General features: G+C 52.4%; 19 protein-coding genes. 17 read left to right on the forward strand and 2 right to left on the reverse strand.

Translation table 11 applies throughout. From position 1 onward, the window contains the following. The first annotated feature begins 17 nt into the window (after window positions 1–17). The 7 genes from IPJ68_06140 (at window position 18) to IPJ68_06170 (ending at window position 16,394) form a co-directional block, all read left to right on the forward strand. Window positions 18–9,413, forward strand: a complete 9,396-nt coding sequence (locus tag IPJ68_06140) for a hypothetical protein (protein QQR78619.1) — start codon at window positions 18–20, stop codon at window positions 9,411–9,413. Between the two features lie 704 nt (window positions 9,414–10,117). Further along, window positions 10,118–11,116, forward strand: coding sequence for a serine hydrolase (locus IPJ68_06145; GenBank protein QQR78620.1), 999 nt, complete (start codon window positions 10,118–10,120; stop codon window positions 11,114–11,116). A 44-nt stretch (window positions 11,117–11,160) separates the two neighbouring features. Beyond that, entirely contained in the window at window positions 11,161–11,901 is a 741-nt protein-coding gene (locus tag IPJ68_06150) for a LytR C-terminal domain-containing protein (protein ID QQR78621.1), read from the forward strand. Between the two features lie 133 nt (window positions 11,902–12,034). After that, window positions 12,035–13,903 (forward strand): toprim domain-containing protein, encoded by a 1,869-nt coding sequence (locus IPJ68_06155; protein ID QQR78622.1) that lies wholly within the window; start codon window positions 12,035–12,037, stop codon window positions 13,901–13,903. A 45-nt stretch (window positions 13,904–13,948) separates the two neighbouring features. Next, complete coding sequence (rpoD, locus tag IPJ68_06160) at window positions 13,949–15,259, forward strand: RNA polymerase sigma factor RpoD (GenBank protein QQR78623.1); 1,311 nt, start codon at window positions 13,949–13,951, stop codon at window positions 15,257–15,259. Window positions 15,260–15,297: 38 nt separating this feature from the next. Beyond that, window positions 15,298–15,774 carry an NUDIX domain-containing protein gene (locus IPJ68_06165; protein QQR78624.1) on the forward strand — a complete coding sequence of 159 codons (477 nt, stop codon included), beginning with the start codon at window positions 15,298–15,300 and terminating at the stop codon, window positions 15,772–15,774. A gap of 56 nt (window positions 15,775–15,830) precedes the next feature. Next, the gene (locus IPJ68_06170; GenBank protein ID QQR78625.1) at window positions 15,831–16,394 is read left to right on the forward strand and encodes a hypothetical protein; all 564 of its coding nucleotides are present in this window, start codon (window positions 15,831–15,833) and stop codon (window positions 16,392–16,394) included. Window positions 16,395–16,501: 107 nt separating this feature from the next. Here IPJ68_06170 and IPJ68_06175 read toward each other — a convergent pair whose 3' ends face one another. Further along, window positions 16,502–16,846 (reverse strand): hypothetical protein, encoded by a 345-nt coding sequence (locus IPJ68_06175; protein ID QQR78626.1) that lies wholly within the window; start codon window positions 16,844–16,846, stop codon window positions 16,502–16,504. 745 nt (window positions 16,847–17,591) lie between these two features. On the opposite strand from IPJ68_06175, the gene IPJ68_06180 reads away from it, so the two are divergent. The 8 genes from IPJ68_06180 to IPJ68_06215 all read left to right on the forward strand — a co-directional run bounded on the left by IPJ68_06180 (window position 17,592) and on the right by IPJ68_06215 (window position 23,119). Further along, a complete protein-coding gene (locus IPJ68_06180; protein QQR78627.1) occupies window positions 17,592–17,855 on the forward strand; it encodes a hypothetical protein in 264 nt (87 codons plus the stop codon). Window positions 17,856–18,108: 253 nt separating this feature from the next. Continuing rightward, the gene (locus IPJ68_06185; protein ID QQR78628.1) at window positions 18,109–18,381 is read left to right on the forward strand and encodes a DKNYY domain-containing protein; all 273 of its coding nucleotides are present in this window, start codon (window positions 18,109–18,111) and stop codon (window positions 18,379–18,381) included. A gap of 40 nt (window positions 18,382–18,421) precedes the next feature. After that, window positions 18,422–18,979, forward strand: a complete 558-nt coding sequence (locus IPJ68_06190) for a non-canonical purine NTP pyrophosphatase (protein QQR78629.1) — start codon at window positions 18,422–18,424, stop codon at window positions 18,977–18,979. Window positions 18,980–18,991: 12 nt separating this feature from the next. Further along, a complete protein-coding gene (locus IPJ68_06195) occupies window positions 18,992–19,987 on the forward strand; it encodes an ATP-binding cassette domain-containing protein (GenBank protein QQR78630.1) in 996 nt (331 codons plus the stop codon). After that, on the forward strand, window positions 19,962–20,762 hold the full coding sequence (locus IPJ68_06200; GenBank protein ID QQR78631.1) for a hypothetical protein: 801 nt from the start codon (window positions 19,962–19,964) through the stop codon (window positions 20,760–20,762). The genes IPJ68_06195 and IPJ68_06200 overlap by 26 nt, the downstream gene beginning before the upstream one ends. Window positions 20,763–20,766: 4 nt before the next feature. Further along, window positions 20,767–21,561 carry an ABC-2 family transporter protein gene (locus IPJ68_06205; GenBank protein QQR78632.1) on the forward strand — a complete coding sequence of 265 codons (795 nt, stop codon included), beginning with the start codon at window positions 20,767–20,769 and terminating at the stop codon, window positions 21,559–21,561. Between the two features lie 188 nt (window positions 21,562–21,749). After that, window positions 21,750–22,382, forward strand: coding sequence for a Type 1 glutamine amidotransferase-like domain-containing protein (locus IPJ68_06210; protein ID QQR78633.1), 633 nt, complete (start codon window positions 21,750–21,752; stop codon window positions 22,380–22,382). 356 nt (window positions 22,383–22,738) lie between these two features. Next, window positions 22,739–23,119, forward strand: a complete 381-nt coding sequence (locus IPJ68_06215; GenBank protein QQR78634.1) for a hypothetical protein — start codon at window positions 22,739–22,741, stop codon at window positions 23,117–23,119. Between the two features lie 108 nt (window positions 23,120–23,227). On the opposite strand, the gene IPJ68_06220 is transcribed toward IPJ68_06215, so the two are convergent. After that, the gene (locus IPJ68_06220; GenBank protein ID QQR78635.1) at window positions 23,228–23,605 is read right to left on the reverse strand and encodes a hypothetical protein; all 378 of its coding nucleotides are present in this window, start codon (window positions 23,603–23,605) and stop codon (window positions 23,228–23,230) included. A gap of 385 nt (window positions 23,606–23,990) precedes the next feature. Between IPJ68_06220 and IPJ68_06225 the strand changes: the two genes are divergently transcribed. Further along, entirely contained in the window at window positions 23,991–24,254 is a 264-nt protein-coding gene (locus IPJ68_06225) for a metal-sensing transcriptional repressor (GenBank protein QQR78636.1), read from the forward strand. 26 nt (window positions 24,255–24,280) lie between these two features. Next, window positions 24,281–24,844, forward strand: coding sequence for a DUF305 domain-containing protein (locus tag IPJ68_06230; GenBank protein QQR78637.1), 564 nt, complete (start codon window positions 24,281–24,283; stop codon window positions 24,842–24,844). Window positions 24,845–24,849 lie beyond the last annotated feature (5 nt).

Here is a 24,849-nt window from a genome sequence, read left to right on the forward strand (position 1 = left end):
AATCGGAGCGTGCGTGTATGTTGTCACCCAAAAAACACAAGCTCAAATCAAAAAATATTCAGCGCTCATTCCGCCGGTACTTCCCCGGTGTGGTTGGATTTTTTCTGCTCACGCTTGCATCGTTTCTCATCGCGACGGACATCGATGCGGCGACGGGTATCAACAAGCAAATCAGTTTTCAGGGCAAGGTCGTGAATACGAACGGGACGAATGTCTCGAACGGGAGCTACAACTTCCTGTTCTGTCTCTACACGACTGCGAGTCCAGCGACGCCGTGTACGGCTGGATCAAACAATGATGCGGTCTGGCGTGAATCAAAAAGTCTCACGGTCACGGACGGCATCTTCCAATCAAATCTCGGCGATACTACAGCGCTCCCGGGTTCGGTGGATTTCAATACAGACAATATTTATCTCGGCATAAATTTCAATAGCGACGGGCAGATGTCACCGCTTGTCCGATTCACGGCTGCGCCGTACGCGATGAACGCAGCGAAGGTCGGCGGGCTGACGGTGACGGACACGACCGGCACGCTCACGATCCCAAACGCCAAGACCGTTCAATTTGCGGATGCGTTTACGACGACGGGTGCATTTCCGTTGACACTGACGTCGACGGCCAGTACGACGGCGACACTGCCTTCGGGAACGATCACTCTGGTCGACCTGGCAACATCACAGTCGCTTACCAACAAAACAATCGGTTCGACAGGACTGACATTTTCCGGTGCGTCGACGGATATCACGACGGCCACGGGCGAGGACCTGACAGTGGTGGCCAATGGGGCCGGGATAATCAATCTCAATGATTCGGTCACGACCGGTGCGCTCACCATTTCTGGTGCGACCACGGACATCACCACCGCATCGGGCGAGTCACTCGTCATCGTCGCCAACGGAGCGGGGGTCGTCGATATCCAGGATGCGACGACGGTGGATTCGCTCACCGCAGACACCGGCGGCGTCTCGATCGCTAGTGGACAGAGCTATACCGGTGCCGGCGCGGTCACGCTTTCATCGGCTGCGACGACCGCCCTCACCGTCGATTCGGGGACGACCGGTGCACTCAATCTCGGGACCAGCAACAATGCGAAGACCATCTCACTTGGTACCGGTACCGCCGGCAACACGATCAATGTCGGGACAGACAACACGACCAAGGACACGATCAATATCGGCTCGGCGCTCGATGATGTCGCTATCACTGGCGACCAATGGAGTATCACGAATGCGGGAGTCTTGACCGTGGTGTCGTGTAGTGGGTGCGGGGGAGGCGGAGGGACACTCGATAGCGCGTACACGGCTGGCAATACGATTACAACGGACAGTGGGAACAATGTCATCATCACGCTTCAAGAGGTGGCGACCCCGACATCGTTCGTCGTCGAGAATCAGGATACGGCGGGCGTCTCGGCGGAGCGGGTCTTCAACTCGATCGCCTCTGGCACGCTCACCAATGGACTGCTCATCGAACAGGCCGGTGCAGGTACGATGACCAATGCCATCCAGATTGCCGAGACCGCCGGGACCATCACTGATGGCATCCTCATCACTGGCACACTGGGCAATATCTTGAACTCCCCCTCGCTCGATATCACGGGTGCAGGGGCCATCACTGGTGCGACCGGGATTACCTCGGCGACGGGGGATATCACCGCTACGGCAGGGAACATCGTCTTGAATAGCACAACGCGGATCTCAAATGCTGGTGTCGGTACATTCATCACAGGCACAGTGATCGGTTCGCAGACCTTTACGACCAACAATATCGCTGACTCAGGCGCACTCACGATTGCTTCTGCTGCCGCATCGGCCCTGACCCTGAACTCGGGCACGACTGGGACGATCGATATCGGGACAGATGCCAGCGCTGAGACGATCAATATCGGCAATACCGGTGCGGCCGTGAAGACGATCGCGATCGGCAACAACTCACAGGCCAACACCATCACCATTGGTGATGCGTCGGCGACGAGCGTCTCCATCACGGACAATAACTGGTCGATTTCAACAGCGGGTGCTGGGGCATTTACTTCACTCTCATCCACGGGTGCCATCGCTGCCAACGGTGGCATCACCTTCGACAACACCTCCGACACCGTTGGTTCCTTCACCTCATCCGGCACCATCCTGATGAACTCGAACATCCTCCAAGATATCGGCAACACCGGTACCGACTTCATCGCCAGTACCGGAGCCCTCACCCTCGCCGGCGTGCTGACAGCCAATGGCGGCATCACCTTAGCGGGGAGCCAGTCCTTCGCGGCTTCCGCCCTCTCCTATATGGACCTCGGTCTCATCACGCACAGTACGACTGCCAATCAAGGCCTCCGTCTCCCCAATGCGGCGAGTGCTACCCCGTCCAACCCAACCTCAGGGGAAGGCTATCTCGCGTGGGATGCCGCGGGGAATCAGCTCATTACGTACAATGGGAGCGCGTGGACGACTTTGACCGGCAGTGCTTCAGATCTCCAAACTGCCTATAATACCGACGCTGACGGATCGAACGCGACCATCTCCCTCACTGCCGCTGATGACGGCCTCATCATCACCAACCCTACCTCAGCCGGTAACAACCTCTCCGCCTTCACCCTCCAAGTCTCCCAGCTCAATACGACCGCGGCGATCACGGCTATTGATATCATCCAAGCGAGCAATGCGGCGAACGGGGTTGACATCACCGCCAACGCCATTGATACGGAAACAGCGCTCGCCGTGACGGCCAATGTTCTGACTTCCGGCAGAGCCCTCACCCTCGCCTCCTCCTCCGTCGCCTTCACCGGTGCCCTCGAATCCATCACCCTCTCTGGCTCCAATGCCGCCAATACCGGCAATCTCCTCCTCATCGCTGACACCGGTGCTCTCAATACCACCACCTCCTTCAAAGTCACCGCCAATGGGGCGGCTACTCAGGTTGCTGCCTTGATCGAAAACACCGGCTCCGGTACGAGCTTCCGTGTCAACGATGTCGCCAGTGACACCGACCCCTTCCTCATCGACGCGACTGGCAATGTCGGTATCGGCGACGCTACCCCGAACACGATTCTGGACGTTCTCTCCTCGGGTGCCGCGGACACGGTCTTCACCCTGGCCAATACCAATGCTGGTGACTTTGATCCGATCGTGAAGTTTGAACTCACCGAAGGCACCCCCCTCTTCACCCTCGGCATCGATGACTCAGACTCCGACAAGTTCAAGATCTACTCTGGGGATGGTCTCGCCAGTGGGGATGAGTTTGTCATTGACGCGAGCGGTACCACCACCATCGCTAACCTCAACCTGGGCGCTACCTCCTTTGATACCGATGCTGGGGCCGTGACCTGGATCGATATGCCGGTGACGAGCGGGGCGGCGGACAATACGGTGGAATCGTACACGTCGCAGCTCGATGGCCAGAGTATGCTCACGGTGTACGCCCTCTCCGATGGGGCGGGGAGCATCGATACTCGGCGTGTCCAGCTCGGGGACGGCGGGGCAGGTGTGGCTCAGCCGGTTCTGCTTGGATTGGATGTCCGGACAGGCACGGGGGATCCGACGGATGGTTTCGAAGGGGCCATGTACTACAACACGACGGACAATGTCTTCCGCTGTTACCAAAACACCGGCTGGACGAACTGCATCGGTTCGGGTGGTTCCACCGACCTCCAGACCGCCTACAACACGGACGCTGACGGTACCAACGCGACTATCTCCCTCACCGCCGCTGACGATGGCCTCATCATCACCAACCCGACCTCGGCCGGCAACAACCTCTCCGCCTTCACCCTCCAAGTCTCTCAGCTCAACACGACTGCTGCGATCACGGCCATCGATATCATCCAGGCATCCAATGCGGCGAACGGCGTCGACATTACCGCCAACGCGATCGATACCGAGACGGCCCTGACGGTCACTGCCAATGCGCTGACGACGGGCCGGGGCCTCTCGATCGATGCGGGCAATACGATGACGACGGGCGGCGCGCTCAGTATCAGCGGTACGACCTATGTTCATGGCGCGGAGACGGGGAGCCTTGTGAGCTTGGCCGTTACCGACGCGACGACGGCGGCAGTAACCAGTACGACCAACACCCTTCTCGTATCGCCCACGATCAATGCTCCCTCGGGTGCCGCAACGAGAACTATAAGCGGTGTTTCTGTCACTCCGACAACGACGGCCTGTGCCGCCGGTACCTGTGCCGTGAACGGTTTCAATGTGGGCGCTATCACCGAAGGTGCTGACGCAGCGAGATTCGCGAGTACAGCACTCAATATCGGCACGGGTTGGGACACCTTCCTCGACACGGCTTCCCTTGATATCACCGGCGCGGGGGCCATCACCGGCGCGACGGGTGTTTCGACTACGACGGTGACGGCCTCATCCACCATCGCGGCCAATGGTGGCATCACCTTCGACAACAACACCGACACCGTCGGCTCGTTCACCTCATCCGGCACCATCCTGATGAACTCGAACATCCTGCAGGATATCGGCAATACCGGCACTGACTTCATCGCCAGTACCGGGGCCCTCACCCTCGCCGGCGTCCTCACAGCGAACGGCGGCATCACCCTCGCGGCGAGCCAGACCTTCACGGGTTCGTCGCTCTCGTACATGGACCTGGGTGCCATCACGCACGGGACGACGGCAGTGCAGGGACTCCGATTGCCGCAGGCGGCGAGCGCCAGCCCGTCGAGTCCGAGCTCGGGCGAGGGTTACCTGGCCTGGGACGCGGGCGGCAACCAGGTCATCTATTACAACGGCGCGGCCTGGGCGACATTTGGTGCGGGCGGCGGTTATAATTTGATCAAAGATGAAGCCTCAAGCCTTACGGCCCGGACCACGCTCGCCTTCCTCGGTGCGGGCGTATCGTGTGCGGACAATGCGTCGCAGACCGAGTGTACGATTTCAGGCGGCGCGGGCTCGGATCTGCAGGGGACCTATGGCGCTGATGCCGATGGTTCGAATGCGACCATCTCGCTCACCAGCGCGGATGACTCGCTCGTCATCCGTAACCCGTCCTCGGCGGGCACCGACTCGGCCTTTACCTTCAAGGTGGAACAGCTCAATACCGGGATCGACAATGACGTCATCTATGCCGACAACCGCGGCACGGGCGACGGTCTCCGTATCGATGACACGTCTGGTGATACGACACCGTTTATCGTTGACCAGCATGGTCGGGTAGGCATCGGGACAGCGTCTATAAGTGGAAATGCTTCCACAGAGCGTCTGTTACAGGTTGGTTCCGAGACTACGCGCGGAAATTCGGCGACCTATGGGGAAATAATCAGTAAGGGGCTGAATAGGCATACAGCTCTCACCAACATTCAAGACATCTTTGTCTATGATACGACAGGGGATAGTGATGGCGGACGTTGGATCGATTGGGCGACCACGGACAACCTGTCTTGGTACTCTGAAACACTTGATGATGGACCAAATGATCCGTGTAATATTGCCAGCGATGACCGTTGCTATAATAGCTCTTTTCCCCGGAAAGCCATCCTGGTCGTAACGACCGATGCTCTCTATATCTTCGACGCAGCGACGAACGACATGTGGATGAAGTTTAGTCAGAATGCTTCGGGATATGCTCTCGGGGTAGATACCAACAATGATCCCTCGAGTGTTCATGCGCTGAATGGTGTCGTCTATGTTGGTGCCAACGGTACATCAGCTGGTGGTTTGTACGCCATCGACTTCGTGAATGATCGCATGTGGAACTACGGTGGCACCAATCGTTCTGCGGCGGATACTGGTATCAGCGGACGCAATGCTGCGGTGACATACAATGTCGACAGCAATGCCAAGCTTGAAATCTCACCCGTTGGGACACAGGCAGAATGGGAGCGAGTGAACGATGTCCATGCAGTGGTGATGTCGCGCACCCAATCAGCGGTAACGGCTCTCGGTAGTGCAACCAATACGAACCCTGGCTATGGTAAAGTCTTTATTGGACTTGCGACCGACTCTGGGGTAACGATAATCAACCCATCGGGCCAAGTCTTGAACCAGTATTCGGATGTCACCGCCGATGATTACACAGCGGTCGCACTCTCAAGCAGAGGGTTTATGTATGCGCTCAATACCACGCAGGACCAACTCGAGCGCTGGGATACGATTGACACTGATAAGGCGAGTGAGGTGAATGGTACGTTTAGTCGTAAATGGGATGAGACGATTGGGACTGGCCCAGCCCTCGCTTCGGCGACCTTCAATATTGTGGCTGGGATGCCAGATAACCTGGAGATTGCCGAACGCGCCTCGAATAATTTGAACACGGAAGACGTTATTTATGTTGGCCATAGTCTTGGCATGGCGGAACTGCATGAACATACGACGCAGGCCTTTGGCTGGGTCAAGCATTACAATGCAACCCGTCAAACGCCGATGATGATGCTCGCTGGTATAAATGATATGGTGCTTCCCATGGACGATACCTCTGGAACCCAGGCGCAGGACCTCGCTATCGCCAATACGGACATGGCCATCAAAGGAACACCAACGCTCGGGGTGAACGGTGTGCAGGGCAAGGCAATAAACTTCGATAATACCGACGATTATCTGTGTTCTGATAATGATCAGAACAATACCTGCGATGTCGATACCGCTTTTAATATGTCGACGGTCGGTTGGACGCTCAGTCTGTGGTTTCGGCATTCGACCACAGCACCGGCCTCGGGTGTCGATATGCTTTTTGAAAAATGCGTGACGGCGACACCGGGCCAGGCGATAGGCTGCGTAGCCGCCTACATGACTACTACCGGTGTAGTAGTAGTTGCCAATGATGATGATGCGACTTGGACCCAAGGGTCGTCGTATGATATTACCGCTACCTCGACCTATGCTTACAATGACAACCAGTGGCACAACCTGATTATCACAAGAACCAACGCCAACGACGTGGATTCCTGGATCGATGGGCAGGGCATGAACCTTTCCACGGCTACCGGTCTGACAGCTACGTTTGACGGTTCGCAGATCGTCAGTATTGGTGCTTCCTGTGTGACGACAGTGACCGCCAACTGTGGTGCAGCCACAAATTTCTGGGATGGCCAAATTGACGATGTGCAATACATTGTCGGGACAACGACACAAGCGACCATGACTCAGCTCTATGTTCGCCGGTATTTCAATGTGGAACGACCCCGGGCGAGCAAGAAAACGGTATCTGTGACCAACGCTACCTCAGCTTCCTCGACTTCTTTGACCGATACGGGGGAGGCTTGGTATGTAAACGAATTTGCCGGACAGATTGTCGAGATTACGGGGAGTGACGATGCGGATTGTATCGGCATCACACGACGTATCTCCTCCAACACGGCCACAGCACTCACTTTTACCCCGGCCGTACCGGGAGCGTGTACCATGGATACTTCGGCTGACTTTCGGATTGATCCAGAGAAGCTCTATGGTGCATCGAGTAGTATTGCCGGCATCGGCATTACGGCAGAAACGCCGCTTGGTGAAGCCCGTCAACTGTGTGTGGGAACCAATAGTGGCACCGATACGGGTGGTGTGACTTGTTATAACCATCAAGACGGCCCGAGTATCGTGGCTGACGTCTATCATAGCCAAGCGAGCAAAACAGATGATAGCGGCACGGACTGGACAGGAACGGATTATGACGACATACGGGCAGTCGATCTTTCTTCTCGAACGCTCATCATAGCTTCCGAAGGACACTTTACCAGCAGAACGGAAGACGTGCGTCTGGGGCAAGGTCTGGAATATATCAGTAACCAACTCTATGCCATTCGTCAGGAAATCGTTCTCGACGGTATCACAGCGGTCGGGAGTACGGGTTCAGAAATCGGTTTCACTGGTGGGGCGGACTTGGCGGAGCGGTACTATTCGAATGAGGCGCTCGTAGCGGGCGAGGTGGTCGCGATTGATTCGTCTCTGGAGGCGGGCGTGAAGAAAACTGTCGGGGCGTATCAGCGTGATGTGCTCGGTATAGTGGCGACGACTCCTGGCATCGTCCTCGGCGCCGAGGCGGAAAACGGGTATCCGATCGCGCTCGTCGGCCGTGTCCCGGTGAAGGTGACGAATGAAAATGGCCAGATCTATGCGGGTGACCGGGTGACCGCCGCGAGCCGGCCGGGTCATGCCATGCTCGCGACTCAGGCCGGCCGCGTCATCGGCCAGGCGCTGGGCGATGCGGTCGACTGGACGGTCTGTGAAGGGGAGGACCCGTTGAATCACGATGCCGTACTCTGCACGACGGTCATGGTCTTCGTCAATCTGTCGGACTACTACGGCCAGCCAGTCGAGCTCGCCATGGCGGCCCGTGATGCGGCGGATGCAGCTCTGGCTCCGGAGGTCGGGGACGAGGAGCTGGGACTGTCCGGTGCGGGTACTACGGTCCGGCTCGTGACGGCCGCTCCGACACGGGAGGAGAAAATCATGGCGTTTCTGAAGGAAATCCGTGACGAGCGGGCGCAGTCAAACGCTGCTCCGTCCGAAGTCTTCACCGATCGGGTGGCTGCCAGTACCGAGATCATCACACCGAAATTGATCGTCGATGAGATATTTGCGAAGTCGATCAAGGCGGACAGTATCGAAGGGCTGTCTATCTGGACGGATCAGATTGCATCACTCCAGGAAAAGTATGCTGGGCTCGAGGCGGCTCCTCTGACGGATACGACTGGTACCTCGGCTGTGCCTCCATCCCTCGCGGTCGCGATGAAACAGCTCGCCACGGATTCGATCACGGTGCAGCTCGATGGTTCTATCCTCGGCAAACTCTCGGTCGAGGGGGCACTCCGGATTGGCGGGGATGCACAGTTCGATGGCAACACGGTCTTTGCCAGGCTCGCCTCCTTCCTCGGCGATACGTTGTTCCAGGGCAAGGTGTTCTTTGAGCAAGCACCGACCTTTGGTTCAAATACGGCGGGCTTCGCCCTCATCGAACAGGGAGCGAAACACGTGCGGGTGAGTTTCGATGAGTCGTATGAGGAGCAACCGATCGTGACCATCACCCTCGCCCGCGACACCTCACTCCTCCTCGATGAAGCAGCCAGTGCTGAGCTGAAGGCCGATGTTGCCGCAGTGGACCAGGACTTCGCCGAGACGGTCTTCGAGAGTGATGTCCGGTATATCATCACTGAGAAAGACCAGACGGGCTTCACCATCCTGCTCTCGGAGGCGGCGCCGGTCGATCTCCAGTTCAGCTGGGTCGCGCTCGCCGTGAAAGGCGCGAAGCCTTTTGTCTCGGACAAGCGTGAAACGTCAAACCAGGGAGAGAGTGAGACAGTAATACCGGTACCGGAACCCGCGACCCCTCCATCTCAAGTAGGGGTGGAACCAGAACCGGCACCGACGCCACTCCCCGAGACCCTGCCCGCGGATACCTCATCTGACGAAGCGTCTCCTCCAGACACGGATCCACCGGTGGCCTCCTCGGACATCCCGCCCTCGGGCACCATCTAAACCCTCCCGCCATCTGGTCCTGTCATCGACTCCGAGGTCGCTCAGACTCGAAGAGAGCCAGTCGAAGGGGAGGGTTTTTGTTTTGTTTCCACTTTCCATTCGTACACTCAATAATCCTTTAATCCTTCCATTTTCTTTTGACAGCGGGTTTTATGTCTCTTTCTTTTCATACGCAAGTCCTTCCCACTTTCTTTGTGCAGACAAAGAAAGTTCCAAAGAAAACTGCCGCCCGGTTTTCAGCTCGGAGAGTTTCTCGATTGACTCCGACCATTTCCTCTCGAGGGACTGAGGAAATGGCTACTCTCCGCCAATCGGAAACCCTCGCCTCGCTTGTCACCAAGGGCGTATAGGGAAATCGAATGCATTCGCATAGAGAGCGGTCTTTTTGGATTCGAATTTCTGAAATCACCCATTGTGGAAGGTGAAACGATTGCTCTATGGCCAGAAGATCAGGGCTTCATCAGTCCCTCGCGATGAAGCCCCTGAAGGCCATAGCCAGCAATCGCATGAACCGAGAACACGGGTGCGCTTTTCTTTGGTTCGTTTCTTTGTGCGGATAAAGAAATGAACGAAGACCCTTTTCTGTTAAAAGAAAGTGGAACATATCTCTGGCTCCCGCTCCCGGTAGCATGTCATTGAAGCGAGGTGATCGGGAATTTCGTTAACGGGGCTTGATAGAAGGAAAATATGCTAGAATTATTCTTATGAATGCGAAGATTTTTACTGCGCTTGCGGCGCTTTTTGGTGTCGGTCTCATCGGTGGCTATGTCCTGCGCGATGTATGGGACGCTCGCCAGACGACTGCGACTGCGGAAATGGACAGCACCTCGAGACAGGTCCGCCAAATGGGGCAGTATACCTATACCAATCCGCTCCTGGAGTGCGAGGTGGCTGAAGGGACGCTCGATGCTCGGAAGGAAAACTTCCATGATGCCCTAGAAAAGTATGTGCGTCAGCTGAAAATCGAGAGAAAACTGTCGGATGTCGCCGTCTATTTCCGTGATCTGAATAATGGTCCGACCTTTGGCATCGGGGAACGAGGCGAGTTTTTCCCGGCGTCGCTCCTGAAAGTGCCGATCATGATGGCGTACTACCACCTCGCTGAGCAGAATCCATCCATCCTCGGCGTGGAGATCCGTTTCGAGAAACCGGTTGACTTTGACATCACGCCGACTATTTTACCCCGTGAATCGCTCGTCGTGGGTGAATCATATACGGTCGATGACCTCGTCCGGCGGATGATCGTCTACTCGGACAATCAGGCACTGTCTCTCCTCTCGGCCCGCCTCCCGCTAGCCGTCCTCCAAGACCTCTTCGCGATGCTCGACGTCGGTGGGGACGTGCTGGCCGATTCCGAGGCGAAGCTGACCGTGAAAGAGTATGCTGGATTCTTCCGTATCCTCTTCAATAGTTCGTATCTCTCGCGCAATTTTTCCGAAAAGGCGCTCGCGCTGCTCGCCAAGACGGATTACGCTGACGCGCTCCCAGCTGGTGTACCGTCCGACATGATGATTGCGCACAAATTCGGCGAAGCGGGGACGGAGGATGCCGAACGGCAACTCCATGACTGCGGTATCGTCTACTTCCCCGACCATCCGTATCTCGCCTGCATCATGACGCGGGGCAGCAAGGCGGAGGATCTGAAGGACACCATCGTCGACGTCTCGAAATTTATCTATGAGAAAATCGATGAACAGTACTAACCACTGGGCCAAAGAGTTTGGTGTGATGGTATACTAGAAGAGCTATGGAAAGAAACCTGAAACCACGCATGGACCCGCTCTCGGGACAGGAATCTCGCTCGCGGCGTTCATCGAGCCGATTTTCCCCGGCTGTTCTCATCCTGACCGCGGCGCTGCTCGCGGCGCTCGGTGTGGCCGGCTACTTCTACTATCAGTATCGCCAGTCACCCAAAGTCCAAAGTGTCGGAGAGGTGAAGGACCTGAAAGAGGAGATCGGTGCCGTGTTCGAGCTCCCTACAGATGAGGAACCGACGCTCGCCACCGTGACCGACCGCGACAAGCTCGCTGAGCAGCCCTTCTTTCAAAAGGCTGAAAATGGCGACAAAGTGCTCATCTATTCGGCTTCCGGCCGAGCGATCCTGTATCGTCCGAGTACGAAGAAAATTGTCGATGTGACTTCGGTGAACGTCAATCAGCCGGCTGTTCCGGCACCCGCGGCTCCGGTGGCTGAGGCAGTGCCCGTGATCGTCCGCGTCGCCATCCTGAACGGTTCGACGGTGGCTGGAGCGACCGCTGCCGCTGAGGCGAAGCTGAAGGCGGCCCTTTCCAATGTCGCGGTCACGACCAAAGCGAATGCTGCGAAGCGTACCTATACCGAGACGATAATCGTCGACGTAGCCGGCCAGCATGCCACGGCTGCCGCCGACATCGCGGCCGCCCTCGGCGGATCAGTCGCCGGGTTGCCAGCGGGGGAGACAGCTCCCTCAGACGCCGATGTTCTCGTCATCGTGACGAGTGGAGAGTAGCTGCTAGATACTGTGCTTGGGCTGCCTGGGATATGCATCAGGGCAGCTTTTTGTTTTAGACCCCTCCCCCCGTATAATAGAGGGAGTCATTGCTCGCCGGTGGCTTTCAGAGTAGGATATCCAGACTATATATATGAGTACTACGACCGAAGACATCAAATCCCGCCTGAACATCGTCGACGTGGTCGGCCAGTACGTGAAGCTGCAGAAGGCTGGGTCACACTGGAAGGCGAATTGCCCGTTCCACCAGGAGAAGACGCCCTCTTTCTCCGTGAACGAGGAGCGCAATATGTGGCACTGTTTCGGCTGTGGCAAGGGCGGGGATGTGTTCGCGTTTGTCATGGAGATCGAGGGGCTCGAATTTCGGGAGGCACTGAAGCTCCTCGCGGAGAGAGCCGGAGTCGAGCTCCCAGAGTATCATGGCAGCGGCCGGCCGGCCGGCGAGACCAAGGATCGCGGACTGGAAATATTGGAGCTTGCGACGAAATTCTATGAGAAACAGCTCTGGGAGAGCGAGCGTGGCAAGGCGATACTCGCCTATCTCCATAAACGCGGACTGACCGACGAATCCATCCGCACCTATCGGCTGGGCTATGCGCCGGATGGCTGGCGTTTCATTTTTGAATTTCTCCTGAAACGAGGGTATAGCGCAGACGAAATAGAACGTACTGGCCTGGTCATTCGTAAAACCAACAACCAACAACCAACAACCAGCAACACGGATCCCTCCCAACCCACAACCCACAACCTACAACCCACAACCTCTGGTTACTACGATCGCTTCCGTGACCGGATCATGTTTCCGATTGGTGATATCTTGGGCCGCCCAATCGGTTACTCGGCGCGGGTCGACCCAGGCGGTGATGAGACTCAGGCAAAGTATATCAATACGCCCGAGACGAACCTGTACCACAAGAGCCGAGCACTCTATGGTCTCGCCCTTGCCAAACAAGCGATCAAAGAGGCGGGACGGGCGATCCTCGTCGAAGGCAATATGGATGTGATCGCACTCCATCAGGCGGGGCTGGCCAATGTCGTCGCAGTGTCTGGGACGGCGCTGACTGTTGAGCAGCTCGGGATATTGAAGCGCTATGGGAAGAAACTCGCCCTGTTCTTCGATATGGACAAGGCGGGACAGGCAGCGGCCTGGAAGAGTGCCATCCTCGCGTTTGGTCTGGACTTCGCGGTCGAAGCCGTCGCGCTCTCGAGTGGCAAGGACGCGGCTGATATGAACCGCGAAGACCCGGAGCAGTTGCGTGCCGCCGTAGCGGATGCCCAGCCGGCGATGCGGTACTTTCTCGATTCGCTCCTCCGGGATGCTGATGCCGGGAGTCAGGACGGCAAGAACCAAATCGTCGAACGCTATGCTGAGCTCTTGGCCGCGACTCAGAATGAGCTCGATCGATCGCACTGGACCAAGGAACTCGCGGCCGCCATCGGTGCTGAACCAAAGGTCGTCCAGGCAACGGTCGAAAAAGTCTTTCGCTCGCTGCAACGCGGCGATCACTTCATCGAAAGCCGTCCGAGTGGGACCTTTCTCCCGAAGACTTTTGGCCGTCGATCGGAAGTCTTGCGTGAAGGACTCATCGGTCTCATGCTCGCCAGTCCGACGGCGCAAGAGGTCGTCGCGCTTGAGACAGACAGAGCCGTCTCGGACTTTCTCGCGCTCCACCCGATCGCTTTCTTCATTCGCAATAATCCATCGGATCCGATCGCCGCGATCGAGGATCGAACCCTTCAGAGTCTCGCGAGTGATATCTTGTTCCGGACACTCGAGCTCCCCAGTTTGCGCGCGGCCGAAGAGGAGAGAGAAACGGTCGCAGCGAATATCACAGGTGAATATCTTCGCGACCTGCGGTCCGAATTGCATGAAAAGGATGAACGTCTCGCCCTCGGGCGCGCGATCGAAGCCGCTCGACAGGCTGGCGACAAAAAGGAGGAACGTCGTCTTTTCGAGGAATTTGCTCGACTGACCAAGGGCGATGCTTCCCAGAACGGGTGAAATTTGCTAGCCTGAGCCTACAAAACGGTAATCTCTTTGCTCACTATGGCCAAAAAACCGCTGAAAAAGAAGAAGCCGACGCCGAAGAAACCGGCTTCCAAGAAGAAGTCAGCCAGGAAACCGGCTCCGAAAAAGCCGGCCAAGAAGCGACCGGTTGCCAAGAAGACGCCGCGGAAGGTGAAAAAATCAGCCCCGAAAAAGAAGCCCGTTGCCAAGAAGCAGTTGTCTCCGAAGAAGTCTGTAGCAGGGAAGAAACCCTCACGTGGGGAGTTGGCCCAAAACGCTTTTGATGAACTGATCAGCCGTGGCAAGCAGCGCGGCTTTGTCACCGAAGACGAGATCATTCACATCCTCCCGGATATCGAGCAGGACCTCGATGGTCTCGAAAATCTCTATGAGCAGCTCGAGACTTCCGGCATTCGCATCGTCGGTTCCGAAGAAATGTTGAAGGTCCATGAAGAGAAAGAGGAAGTCGTTGAAAAGGGGAAGAAGAAAGACAAGATGATGGACTTGGGCGAGAGCGATGATGCCTCGGACTTGGTCCAGATGTATCTGAAGGAAATTGGCCGCGTGACCCTCCTCACGGGCGATGAAGAGGTGAAGCTCGCCAAGGCCATCGAGAAGGGTGACCTCGTCGCGAAACAGCGGCTGACCGAGGCCAATCTCCGACTCGTCGTTTCGATCGCCAAGAAGTATGTCGGCCGTTCGCACAATCTGTCACTTCTCGACCTCATTCAAGAGGGGAATATCGGCCTCTTCCGGGCGGTGGAGAAATTCGATTACCGCAAGGGGTTCAAGTTTTCGACGTATGCGACCTGGTGGATTCGCCAGGCGATCACTCGGGCTCTGGCCGACCAGTCCCGCACCATCCGCATCCCGGTCCACATGGTGGAGACGATCAATAAGTACGCCCAGGTGACCCGACGTCTCGTCCAGGAGCTCGGGCGTGAGCCGCTCGCCGAGGAAATCGCGGCTGAAATGAATCTGGAAGTCGACAAAATCCGCCATATTCAGAAGATCTCGCAGGAGACGGTCTCACTCGAGACGTCCGTCGGTGACAATGATGATGACTCCGTGCTTGGTGACTTTATCGAAGATACCGAGACCGTCATGCCGCACCAGATGGCGGCGCGTAAGCTCTTGCGCTCCCATATCGGAGCCATCCTCGACGAGCTCACCCCGCGCGAGCAGAAGATACTCCGGATCCGGTTTGGATTGGAAGATGGTGTCACCCACACGCTCGAGGAAGTTGGACAGGAATTCGGCGTCACCCGCGAGCGTATCCGTCAGATCGAAGCCAAGGCACTCGAGAAAATCCGTGAACATGACCACCTGAAAAAGCTCCGAGATTACTAAGAGAGAGCACCCGCCCCCAATTTCGGGGGCGTTTATCTATGCCACATATCCATACCGAACCGGGCCAGATTGACTCCATCGCCGAGGTGTTTGTCGTTCATCGGGACCGAGTACTCATCCGATTCCATGAGAAATACCATATCTGGATCGCCCCGGGTGGACACATCGAACTCGATGAGATGCCGGAAGAGACGGCTGTCCGTGAGGTCAAAGAAGAAACGGGTCTCGACGTGGCACTCTATACCGGGAACCGACTGCCAGCAGAGCGTGGAACAGGCCGACTGCAACCGCTCACTCCACCGATGTTTATGAATGTCCATGTGGTGAATGCGAACCATCGCCATCTCGTGTTTGTCTACTTCGCGACGACCGAGACGGACCAGATCGTCCAACCTGAGACGCATGAGAAGTCTGATTGTCGTTGGATGAATCGGGGAGAAATCCTGGCGGCGACGGATATGGAGGAGACTATCAAGTCCTACGCTTTGAAGGCGCTTGAGATACTCTCGGTCTAGGCTCATTTGTCCAATGGGGTTGCATTTGCTAACCTACACTCTCCACTTCGGAGATCATGTTCATTCACAAGGAGGCAATGATGAATACTATCCTTCGGGAATTAACCTATCCGTTGGATATACCGAGGACGTATCTCGCGATGATCTGGGGGAGTATCGATTCTCGGGAGTACCAAAGAGTCTTTATTCAGACACCGACAGGCTCGATCGATGCCACGGACGGAGGGAATTTCTCTTGTGCCATCTATGTATCATCAGTCCTTTCACGGTGCGGTCTTACGACGGGGGGTATGCACGCAACTGTTGCTGAGACGATTCGCGATATGTGTGAGTCTGGCTGGCATGAGGTGTATTACTCATCGGATACAGTACACTCGTTGCCCACGGGCTGCGTCATTCTCTGGGGTGAGGCTGGCACGTGTTCTGACGGTAGACTGCATCGGCATATCGGGTTCTACGTTGGGAATGGCGAGGCAGTCAGTAATCATCCCGTCGACCGGGTCCCGAGGCGGCACCATATAACCTTTGGTGAAGATGAAAATGGTGCGCCAGTGCGTCCAGTGGTGCGGGTGTACCACAATACTTTGCTCTGGAGAGACACGCCTGTCCCCGGTGTATAATTGGACGGATCGATTCGAGCTCCTGAGCTTTCCTTGAAGGGTAGCCGCCGCGACGGTTGCCTTTTTTCTTTTCTTCCCTATAATGAGAACGTTGCCTACGAGGCAGCTTAACAATCGAATATTCCGGCGTAGCTCAGTGGTAGAGCAGGTGACTGTGGACATATGGATGGTATACCGATGAATGGATGCCAGACACAAGAACCTATGCTGATCGTCGAGAGTACTTGAAACGGGCGGTTGCCAAACGGCGCAAGGCCGTGCGGAGGCGCGCGATCGAGTACAAAGGCGGAAAGTGTTCCCGTTGCGGTTATAAACGGTGTCAAGACGCGCTCGAATTCCATCATGCCCATGGCGGCAAGGATTTCGGGATTCCTCAGGATGGACTCACTCGAAGTTGGGACAGAGTCCGAGAGGAAATAGACAAGTGCATCTTGGTATGCGCCAATTGCCATAGGGAGGAACACGCAGAATTACGCAGCCTTTCGGAGAAATCCGAGAGTGATAAATGAGGTGAATTGCTGGAAGCCTACGGTCGATCAGCTCGGCTATGGTAATCAGCAGCCAAGCCCCAGTTTGTATTGGGGAAGGTTCAGAGACTATCTCGCAAGAGAGTACTTCGATATCATACGATATCGCGGGAAGCGCCTCACTCCTAAGTCCGCTCTGTGAAGACAGATGACGGAGACGGAGATGATATAGTCCATTCTTTTCGGAAACGAAGAGGGAAATGTAATCACTTGGTCGTAGGTTCGAACCCTACCGCCGGAGCAGTTAAATTCAAGGCTTACTCAAGCCTTGTTTTTTGTTACCCTTCATGAAGGTTAGAACCTGGTATAATCAGGGTATGAATAAATCTTGGCACGAAAAACATAAGTTATTGATGCCCTCTATTCTTCAAGAGAGGGTGAAGTGGCACGAGCAACATTCTAAACATTGTGGCTGCCGAAAAGATCTGCCGAAAACAATTGTTGCTGCTCTCAAAGAACAAGGCAAAAAAGTCTGTAGTCGCGGACACATTTACAGCGGCAGCAGTTCCTGTCCTATTTGTTGGCCCGGACAACAAAAACAACACTAGCGTATGAACACGACTCTCTATAAAGACGCACTTGGTTGGGGAATTATGCTTTGGCTTGTTGGCTATGTTCTTGGGATCGTCCTTTTACACTTGTGGCACCCTCTATCCTTGGATGGATTATTATGCCCATCGGAACAATCATTACGCTTTGGGTACTCCTCAAGAAAATAAGGAGTGAATCTTTTCAGGACTATGTTTTTATCGCAATTGCCTGGACTCTTATCGCCGTGGTTTTTGACTATGTATTTCTCGTGATGATATTCAAACCAGTAGATGGATATTATAAGTTGGATGTGTACGTATACTATGCTCTCACCCTGATTCTCCCACTGGCTACTGGTTGGAGCAAAAGAATTTCTCAAAAAATAGATAGTTCAGGTATATAAATATTCTCGTACTGGCGTAAAATTACGGTTCTAACACCATTCACGATGCGGAGCAATGAAATGTGAGGCTTACTGAAGCCTCTTTTTTGTGCCACAAGGAGTAGGTTAGAACCTGGTATACTTTCGATATGAAACTAAAGTCATTTTTTCAAGTATAGCCACCTTTTTTATAGGAGGAGTTATTTTTCTTTGGAAAGAAAAACAATTGACTCTGGATCATCCTCAAGCAAGCGATAGTCGAGCAGAGACTTGTTTGGTGGAAACGATTAGAGAAAGGCCTGATATTGGATACGATGCCTGGAAGGAAAGTCATCCAGAGAGAATGCAATTGGCTGGTTATTATTCAAGAGATTCAGAGGGAGTTTATTGGTATCATACGAAGATTATTGGTGCAGATCCAGGGACCTTTGACGTTTACAGTGATCGCTATGCTCACGATATGTCAAACGTCTACTACGCGGGGAATAGTGATTTATATACCATTATTGGAGCGGATACTGAGAGTTTCCAAGCAAAATGCTTTTAAAAGTCTCAATTACCACCCACAAATTGATAAGTAATTCAATATGAACCAAGAAATCACATTTATTACAGGTAACGAAAAGAAGGCAGAATATCTTGCCAAGTATCTTGGCTTTCCGGTAAAGCGCGCGAAGCTTCATCTTGAAGAAATTCAATCTTTAGACTTGAGAGAGATTGTAGAACATAAAGTTCGGCAGGCATTCGAAAAAGTCAAAAGTCCAGTGATAGTGGAGGACGTTTCGCTCGAATTTGAAGCTCTGGGAAAGTTACCTGGCCCATTTATACGCTTTTTCGTTGAAGAAGTTCCTTTTGAAACGATTTGCTCGATGATTGATGGTAAGTCTCGAAAAGCTACCGCCCGCTGTGTTTTTGGATATTACAATGGCAAAACTCTCAAGCTCCTGGAAGGAAAACTAGACGGTGAAATAGCTAAGGCTCCTGCAGGTGAAAATGGCTATGGCTGGGACAAGATTTTCATTCCAGAAGGGTACTCTGTTACCAGAGCAGAGCTGGATGAAGCAGATGATGAAAAAACATACTTACAGATAAAGCCATTTGCTGAGTTGAAGAAGTTTCTTCAGGAGGTCAGTAATTCGAAGTGAAATAGTTAACATATGCCTAAATCTATTGAAATATCCCATCTTTCGAAAAAATTTACTTTTCCTGTCAAAAGCAGTGCTTCAGGTTGGGTAAAGAACTTATTTAATCCAGAGGTAAAGGAAATTGCTGCAGTAAATGACGTTTCCTTTTCGGTAGCCGAAGGTGAGAGAATTGCCTTTATTGGCCCAAATGGCGCAGGGAAATCTACCACGATCAAGATGCTCACGGGGATACTATTTCCCACGTCGGGCAGTATAAGTGTGCTCGGACTTGATCCGACCAAAGACAGGAAGAAACTCGCCTACCAAATCGGAACCGTTTTTGGCCAGCGTTCACAGTTACTCCCTAATCTTCCTGTAACAGATTCTCTAGAGTTTTTTGGCGTTATGTATGATATGTCGGATGGGGAGATCAAGGAGCGGATTGCTCAATTAACAGAGCTTTTCGAGCTTAATGATTTTATTGATCAGCCAGTTCGTAAACTTTCCCTTGGACAGAGAATGAGAGCTGAAGTTGCTACCTCTCTTATCCATAAGCCAAAAGTTATTTTCTTAGATGAACCCACTATTGGTCTTGATGTAGTAGCTAAAAAGTCTCTGAGGGACTTATTGTTGCGAATCAACGAAGAGGAAGGAACTACAATATTCTTAACTTCTCACGATGTGGGAGACATACAGTCTCTATGCAATAGAACAATCATTATAAATCACGGGAGCGTCATCAAAGATTTGCCTACAGAAGACTTATCAAAAACTTTTGTTTATGAAAAATATATTGACCTTATTCCTACCGAAAAGTTTCAAGACTTTCCTGAACTTATTGCTGGGATTCAATACTCAAAAAAGAGTCCTAACCTTATAACTGTGGTGGTGGACATCAATAAAATAAGTGTCAAAGAGTCTCTTAAGAAACTTCTAGATATGTTTGATTTGGAAGATGTTGACGTTTACAACGCTGACCTTGAAACGGTTATTAGGCACATTTATGAGAAGGATGCGACTAGCCTCTAAAATTCTCAGAACATTGATAAAAGATCAGATGTATCATCCTGATCGTCTTATTGCTGATACTTTTGCCATAGTGGCTCGATGCGGAGTTCTTCTGGCTCTCTATTGGTATGTTTTTCAACTAAAGGGAGGTGAAGTAAATGGAGTAAGTTTTACTGTAGTGGCCTGGAGTATGTTTTTTTACTTTGCCTTTTCGGTTTTACGATTAAGGGATATTTCAAGGTTAATAATGGGAGATGTCCAATCTGGGAACGTGGAAGTTTTATTTAATAAGCCGATCTCATACTTAGCCTATAGAATGTGGTGGCAACTTGGAGCTGGTCTCTACCCTTTCCTCATTACCACTCTTCTCGGCGGGGCAGTGCTGGCTCTTGTTACAGGTACTCCTGACACTATGAGACTCTACATCTTTTTGCCCTCGCTCTTTCTAGCTTTCATTGGCGCGGCACTTCTTTCTCTCGTTCTCTACTCCATCATAGGACTACTCGCTTTTTGGATTGAAGAAATAAATCCTATTTTCTGGATAGTAGACAAGGCCGTAATGATATTAGGTGGATCATATCTGCCTGTGGCGTTATTCCCAGTTTTTATGTATAAATTAGCAATTTTTAGCCCTTTCGGAGCTTCACAATTCATTACCCACTCAGTTTATGACTCCTGGCAATCAAATTGGTATACGTTACTCGGAATCCAATTATTTTGGATAATCGTTCTTTCTCTAGTTGCTTACATAATGTTTGCTAAGGCGAGACAGAAGGTTTCAATAAATGGAGGTTAAGCCTATGTGGAAGGAACTAAAATTTGCTTTCTATACAATCAAAAAGAACATCCAAAGTAGTGCTGAGCTTCGCACGAGCTTTCTGATGAATATTATTGGGATGGCCATTAACAATACCTCCTTTATCATTTTATGGATTTTCTTTGTTCAGTCAGTAGGAGTGATCGGGGGATGGACTGCCGCTGATATAGTGGGACTCCAAGGCTTCCTCGCTATCTCTTATGGCATAGTTTTTTCCGTAGGAGTAGGCATAAGAAAACTTCCAGAATATGTAACTTCAGGAGCTTTTGATAGATTTATGCTTTCTCCTAAAAGCTTACTTACTCGAGTAGCTACGGCTTCATTTAGCCCATCTGGAATTGGGGACATTGTTTTTGGGGCTACTTGCCTGATAATCTATGGAATTTTAATTCACGCTACTGCTTTTCAGGTAGCCTTGATGCTCATCTTTGTTTTTCTCTCTGTGATCGTCTTTGGTGCTACCGCTATAGCGATCTACTCCCTTAGTTTTTTCTTTATGGATTCGACTGCCACAACAAACGGGATTTTCGAGTTATTTATGACACCTACTCTTTTTCACGGGGGAGCATTCCAAGGAGGAATGAGGTTTATATTCACTTTTATTATCCCCTCGCTTCTTATTGGAGCTCTGCCAGTAGAGGCAGTGAGAGATATTTCACTCCTCAAGCTCTTACTTGTGAGCGTATTAGCCATTCTTTGGCTGATTTTGGCTATTAAGATTTTTCACAAAGCTATCCGAAGATACGAAAGTTCGAATTTAATGACCTTTGGAAGCTAGCTGTTATAAGCCAATAGTGGGAACGCTTCTAGCTCGAACTTCAAATCTTGAGCGATCTGTTTCCAGTTCAGAGTTCTAAAGCTGTCCGCTAGGGGGAGCAGTTAAAAACAGGGCTAAGATGAGTCTTGTTTTTTGTTACCCTAAGCAGGGCTTGAACTGATATACTGGATGCAGTTAAAGAATCTTCTGTGGAACTATTTCTCACCTCAAGTGTTCATGCTGTGGCACATGACATTGCAAAAAAAGTAAATCTCTCCAAAGCCAACAAGTTGGTGTTTATTGATACTGCATCCGAACCAAAGGGAGAGCGAGAAGACTTGGAGTGGCAAAAAATTGATAGACAAGCACTGGCAGATGCTGGGTTTGTAGTCAGTGACTATACCATCACTGGAAAATCAAGAAGCCAAATAGAAACAGATTTGGACTTGTTTGACTGCATATATCTTTCTGGCGGAAATACGTCCTATCTTCTACAACAATCCCAGATAACAGGGTTTGATACTTTAATTAAAGAGCTCGTTCAAAAGAAGGGGAAAATATATATTGGCACGAGCGCAGGCTCAATCATCACGGGGCCAAAACTCCTCGACTACTTCAAGACTGAAGAGGTGAAACTGGAGAGCAAAAATTGCTATGGCCTTGTGAACTTTACCATCGTGCCACATTGGGGTTCTGAGGATTTTAAAGAGAAATACTTGGGTGAAAGAATGGAAATAGTTTATAAGGAAGACCAGGTGCCACCACTCTTACTCACAGATAATCAATATGCCCATGTGCAGGGTGGTCAGATGGAAATTGTTGATGTCAAATCAGGTACATAAACTAACCCTTGTCTTCCAAGGGCGATTCTAACGTCCTGAATCGGAACGGGGAGAAATCCCCATTCGAGCGGTGAAGCCTATCTCTATAGGCCGATCCGCTTTTTGTTTGTAAGTGAAAACCCATCAGCTTTCACAAGCGGGTAGGTCTTGGTTTCGTTTTCATTTATCTGGTTGGATCTGGAGGAGTGGTATCGGTCTGGTCTGGTCTGGTCTGGACGCACTGGGGAATATGCGGTAGGATACTGGGTCCATTTCGGGACTCTGTCGGGAAACCTCGGTAGCTTAAAATCTCATGGAAGGAGAGCTGAATGTTGGCAAGATTATATCCGGATCTTTCAGCACTGGATCCGCAGATTGTGCCTCTGGTTCGAGTGATTACAGCGATTGGTTTGCCACCAGTGTACGCTTGTGCCGGACACGCGGAGGAACGTCGGGGTATCATGCAGTATGCCTACCCGGTGGTCTTTCTGTCACTGGAAACGAATGATGAGAGACAAGAGAAGTGTTTCCAACGGCTCGTCGAGATGCTTGGGATTTTCAATAACAGCTGCCACAGCCAGTATGATGTGGCTTGGGTGTTGGATCGGGTGGAGAGCCAGCAGTTTGGCCATGTCCGGTCTCTCAGGCCAGCGAGTACCGGTCGTCAACTCAGGGAACTCCACCGCGGCATCGAACTCCTGGTGTACAACCTCGGGTTGATGAATGAGTGGTATACCCAGACTGGAGATGGAAGTTGATCCGTCTTAGCAGAAAATCTGCTCCGGCGGATTTTTTGTTTGCCGATGGAGTACAAAAAAAGCGGGTGACTCGAAGTCCTCTCCCGCCCTCTTGTTCATCGAATCTGACTACTTCTTCCCCGTGGTGCGCGTTGCCTTTTTGAGCGCATCCTCCTTGGCAGTCTTGGCGAGCTTGCTCATCGACTTCCAGTGTTTCTTCAAATCCTTGGCAATTTCTTCAATTTCCGCCTTACCGGCGCGCTTGCCCTTCGTGTATTCCTTGGCGACGGCATCGATGATTTCGTGATAGACGGGTTCTGTGATCTCGCGGGCGTGCTCGAGTTGTTCGACGACTTCACCCTTCATCTTGATGACCCAGGCGCGGGCATGCTTCTGATGGACTTTGCCTTTCGGTCCGAAGAAGAAGTAGGCGGTGGCGGCGATGCCAGCGAGGCTAGCGCCGATGACAGTGTACAGAGCGGCATTCGAAGATGGTTTCTTGGGCATATGATTGATAATGAGTAATTGTCTGCAGTGATGAGGGCGATTCTAATGACGAGAGCAGGAAACGATGGATCTCATTCGCGTTTTTTCTGTGCCATACAGAGAGGTATACGACTTATGGCTCTAGAATAGTCCTATTTCTCCCATTAAGCAAAGTGGCAGGTGCCGAAAGCGGGTCGAAGGGATAGAGAGTACTTGAACGATACTCAGGATGAAAAAGCTCGACATTGCCACGCTCGAGGCAGCAGCCCAGGGGAGCGGTTAGTAACGCTGGTCTTGGATGAAACTACCGAGGGAAAGGGACTCACCGAAGCCTCTTTTTTTGATTCCTTGACATACCCCCAGGGGGGTATTACGATAGAGAGGTAAATATTCTGTTGATAGTGCTATGACGCCAGAGAAAGAGAAGCTCGTCCGTCGGCTGAAGATCATCGAGGGCCAGGTGCGTGGCCTGCAGGAGATGCTCGTGAAGGATGCGTACTGCATCGATGTCATCACGCAGACTTCGGCCGTGAAGCAGGGTCTGACCGTCGTAGAGGACGCGCTCATGGAAAGCCATCTCGGCACCTGCGTCATCGCCCAGATCAAGGGTGGAAAGGAAGCAAAAGCGAGGGAGGAAATTCTCAAGGTCTATCGGCTGAAGAGAAAATAATTGAAATAATCTTTGAAAATATTCATATGCCATCCTCTCTCTCGCTTCCGTTCGCCATCGTACTCATGATTATTACAGGAATTCTTGGGATGGGAATTGGATATTCTCTGACCCCTGAGTATCGCCTTTCGATGTATGAAAAGAATACAATGAATCTCGGTCGAGCTGACCGGACACTCGATCTTCGCTATGTGAATGCGATGATCGCTCATCATCGGGGAGCGATGCTGGTCGCGGAGCAGGCTAAGAAAAGCGAGCGGGCCGAGGTGAAGAATCTTGCTGAGGTGATACTCAAAGACGAACCGAAAGCCATCGCAGAATTGTACGCCTGGAAAAAGGATTGGTATCAAGATGAACGAAAAGTTGTGGATCCGATTGTTCCAATTCTTGGAACGTACGATAAGTCTTTCGATTTGCGATTTCTCAATGCAGTCATAGTGCATCATGAGAACGGCATTGTGATGACCCAAGATGTTCGATTGAAATCGAACCGATCTGAGGTACTTGATAATGCTGATGCCGTGGAGGCTTTCCTGAAAGGTGGGATTGCGATGCTCAAGGAGTGGCGAAGCGCGTGGTATAGTCTGTAATTACC

This window comes from Candidatus Moraniibacteriota bacterium, assembly GCA_016699425.1.
GTDB lineage: Bacteria > Patescibacteriota > Minisyncoccia > Moranbacterales > UBA1568 > SSEF01.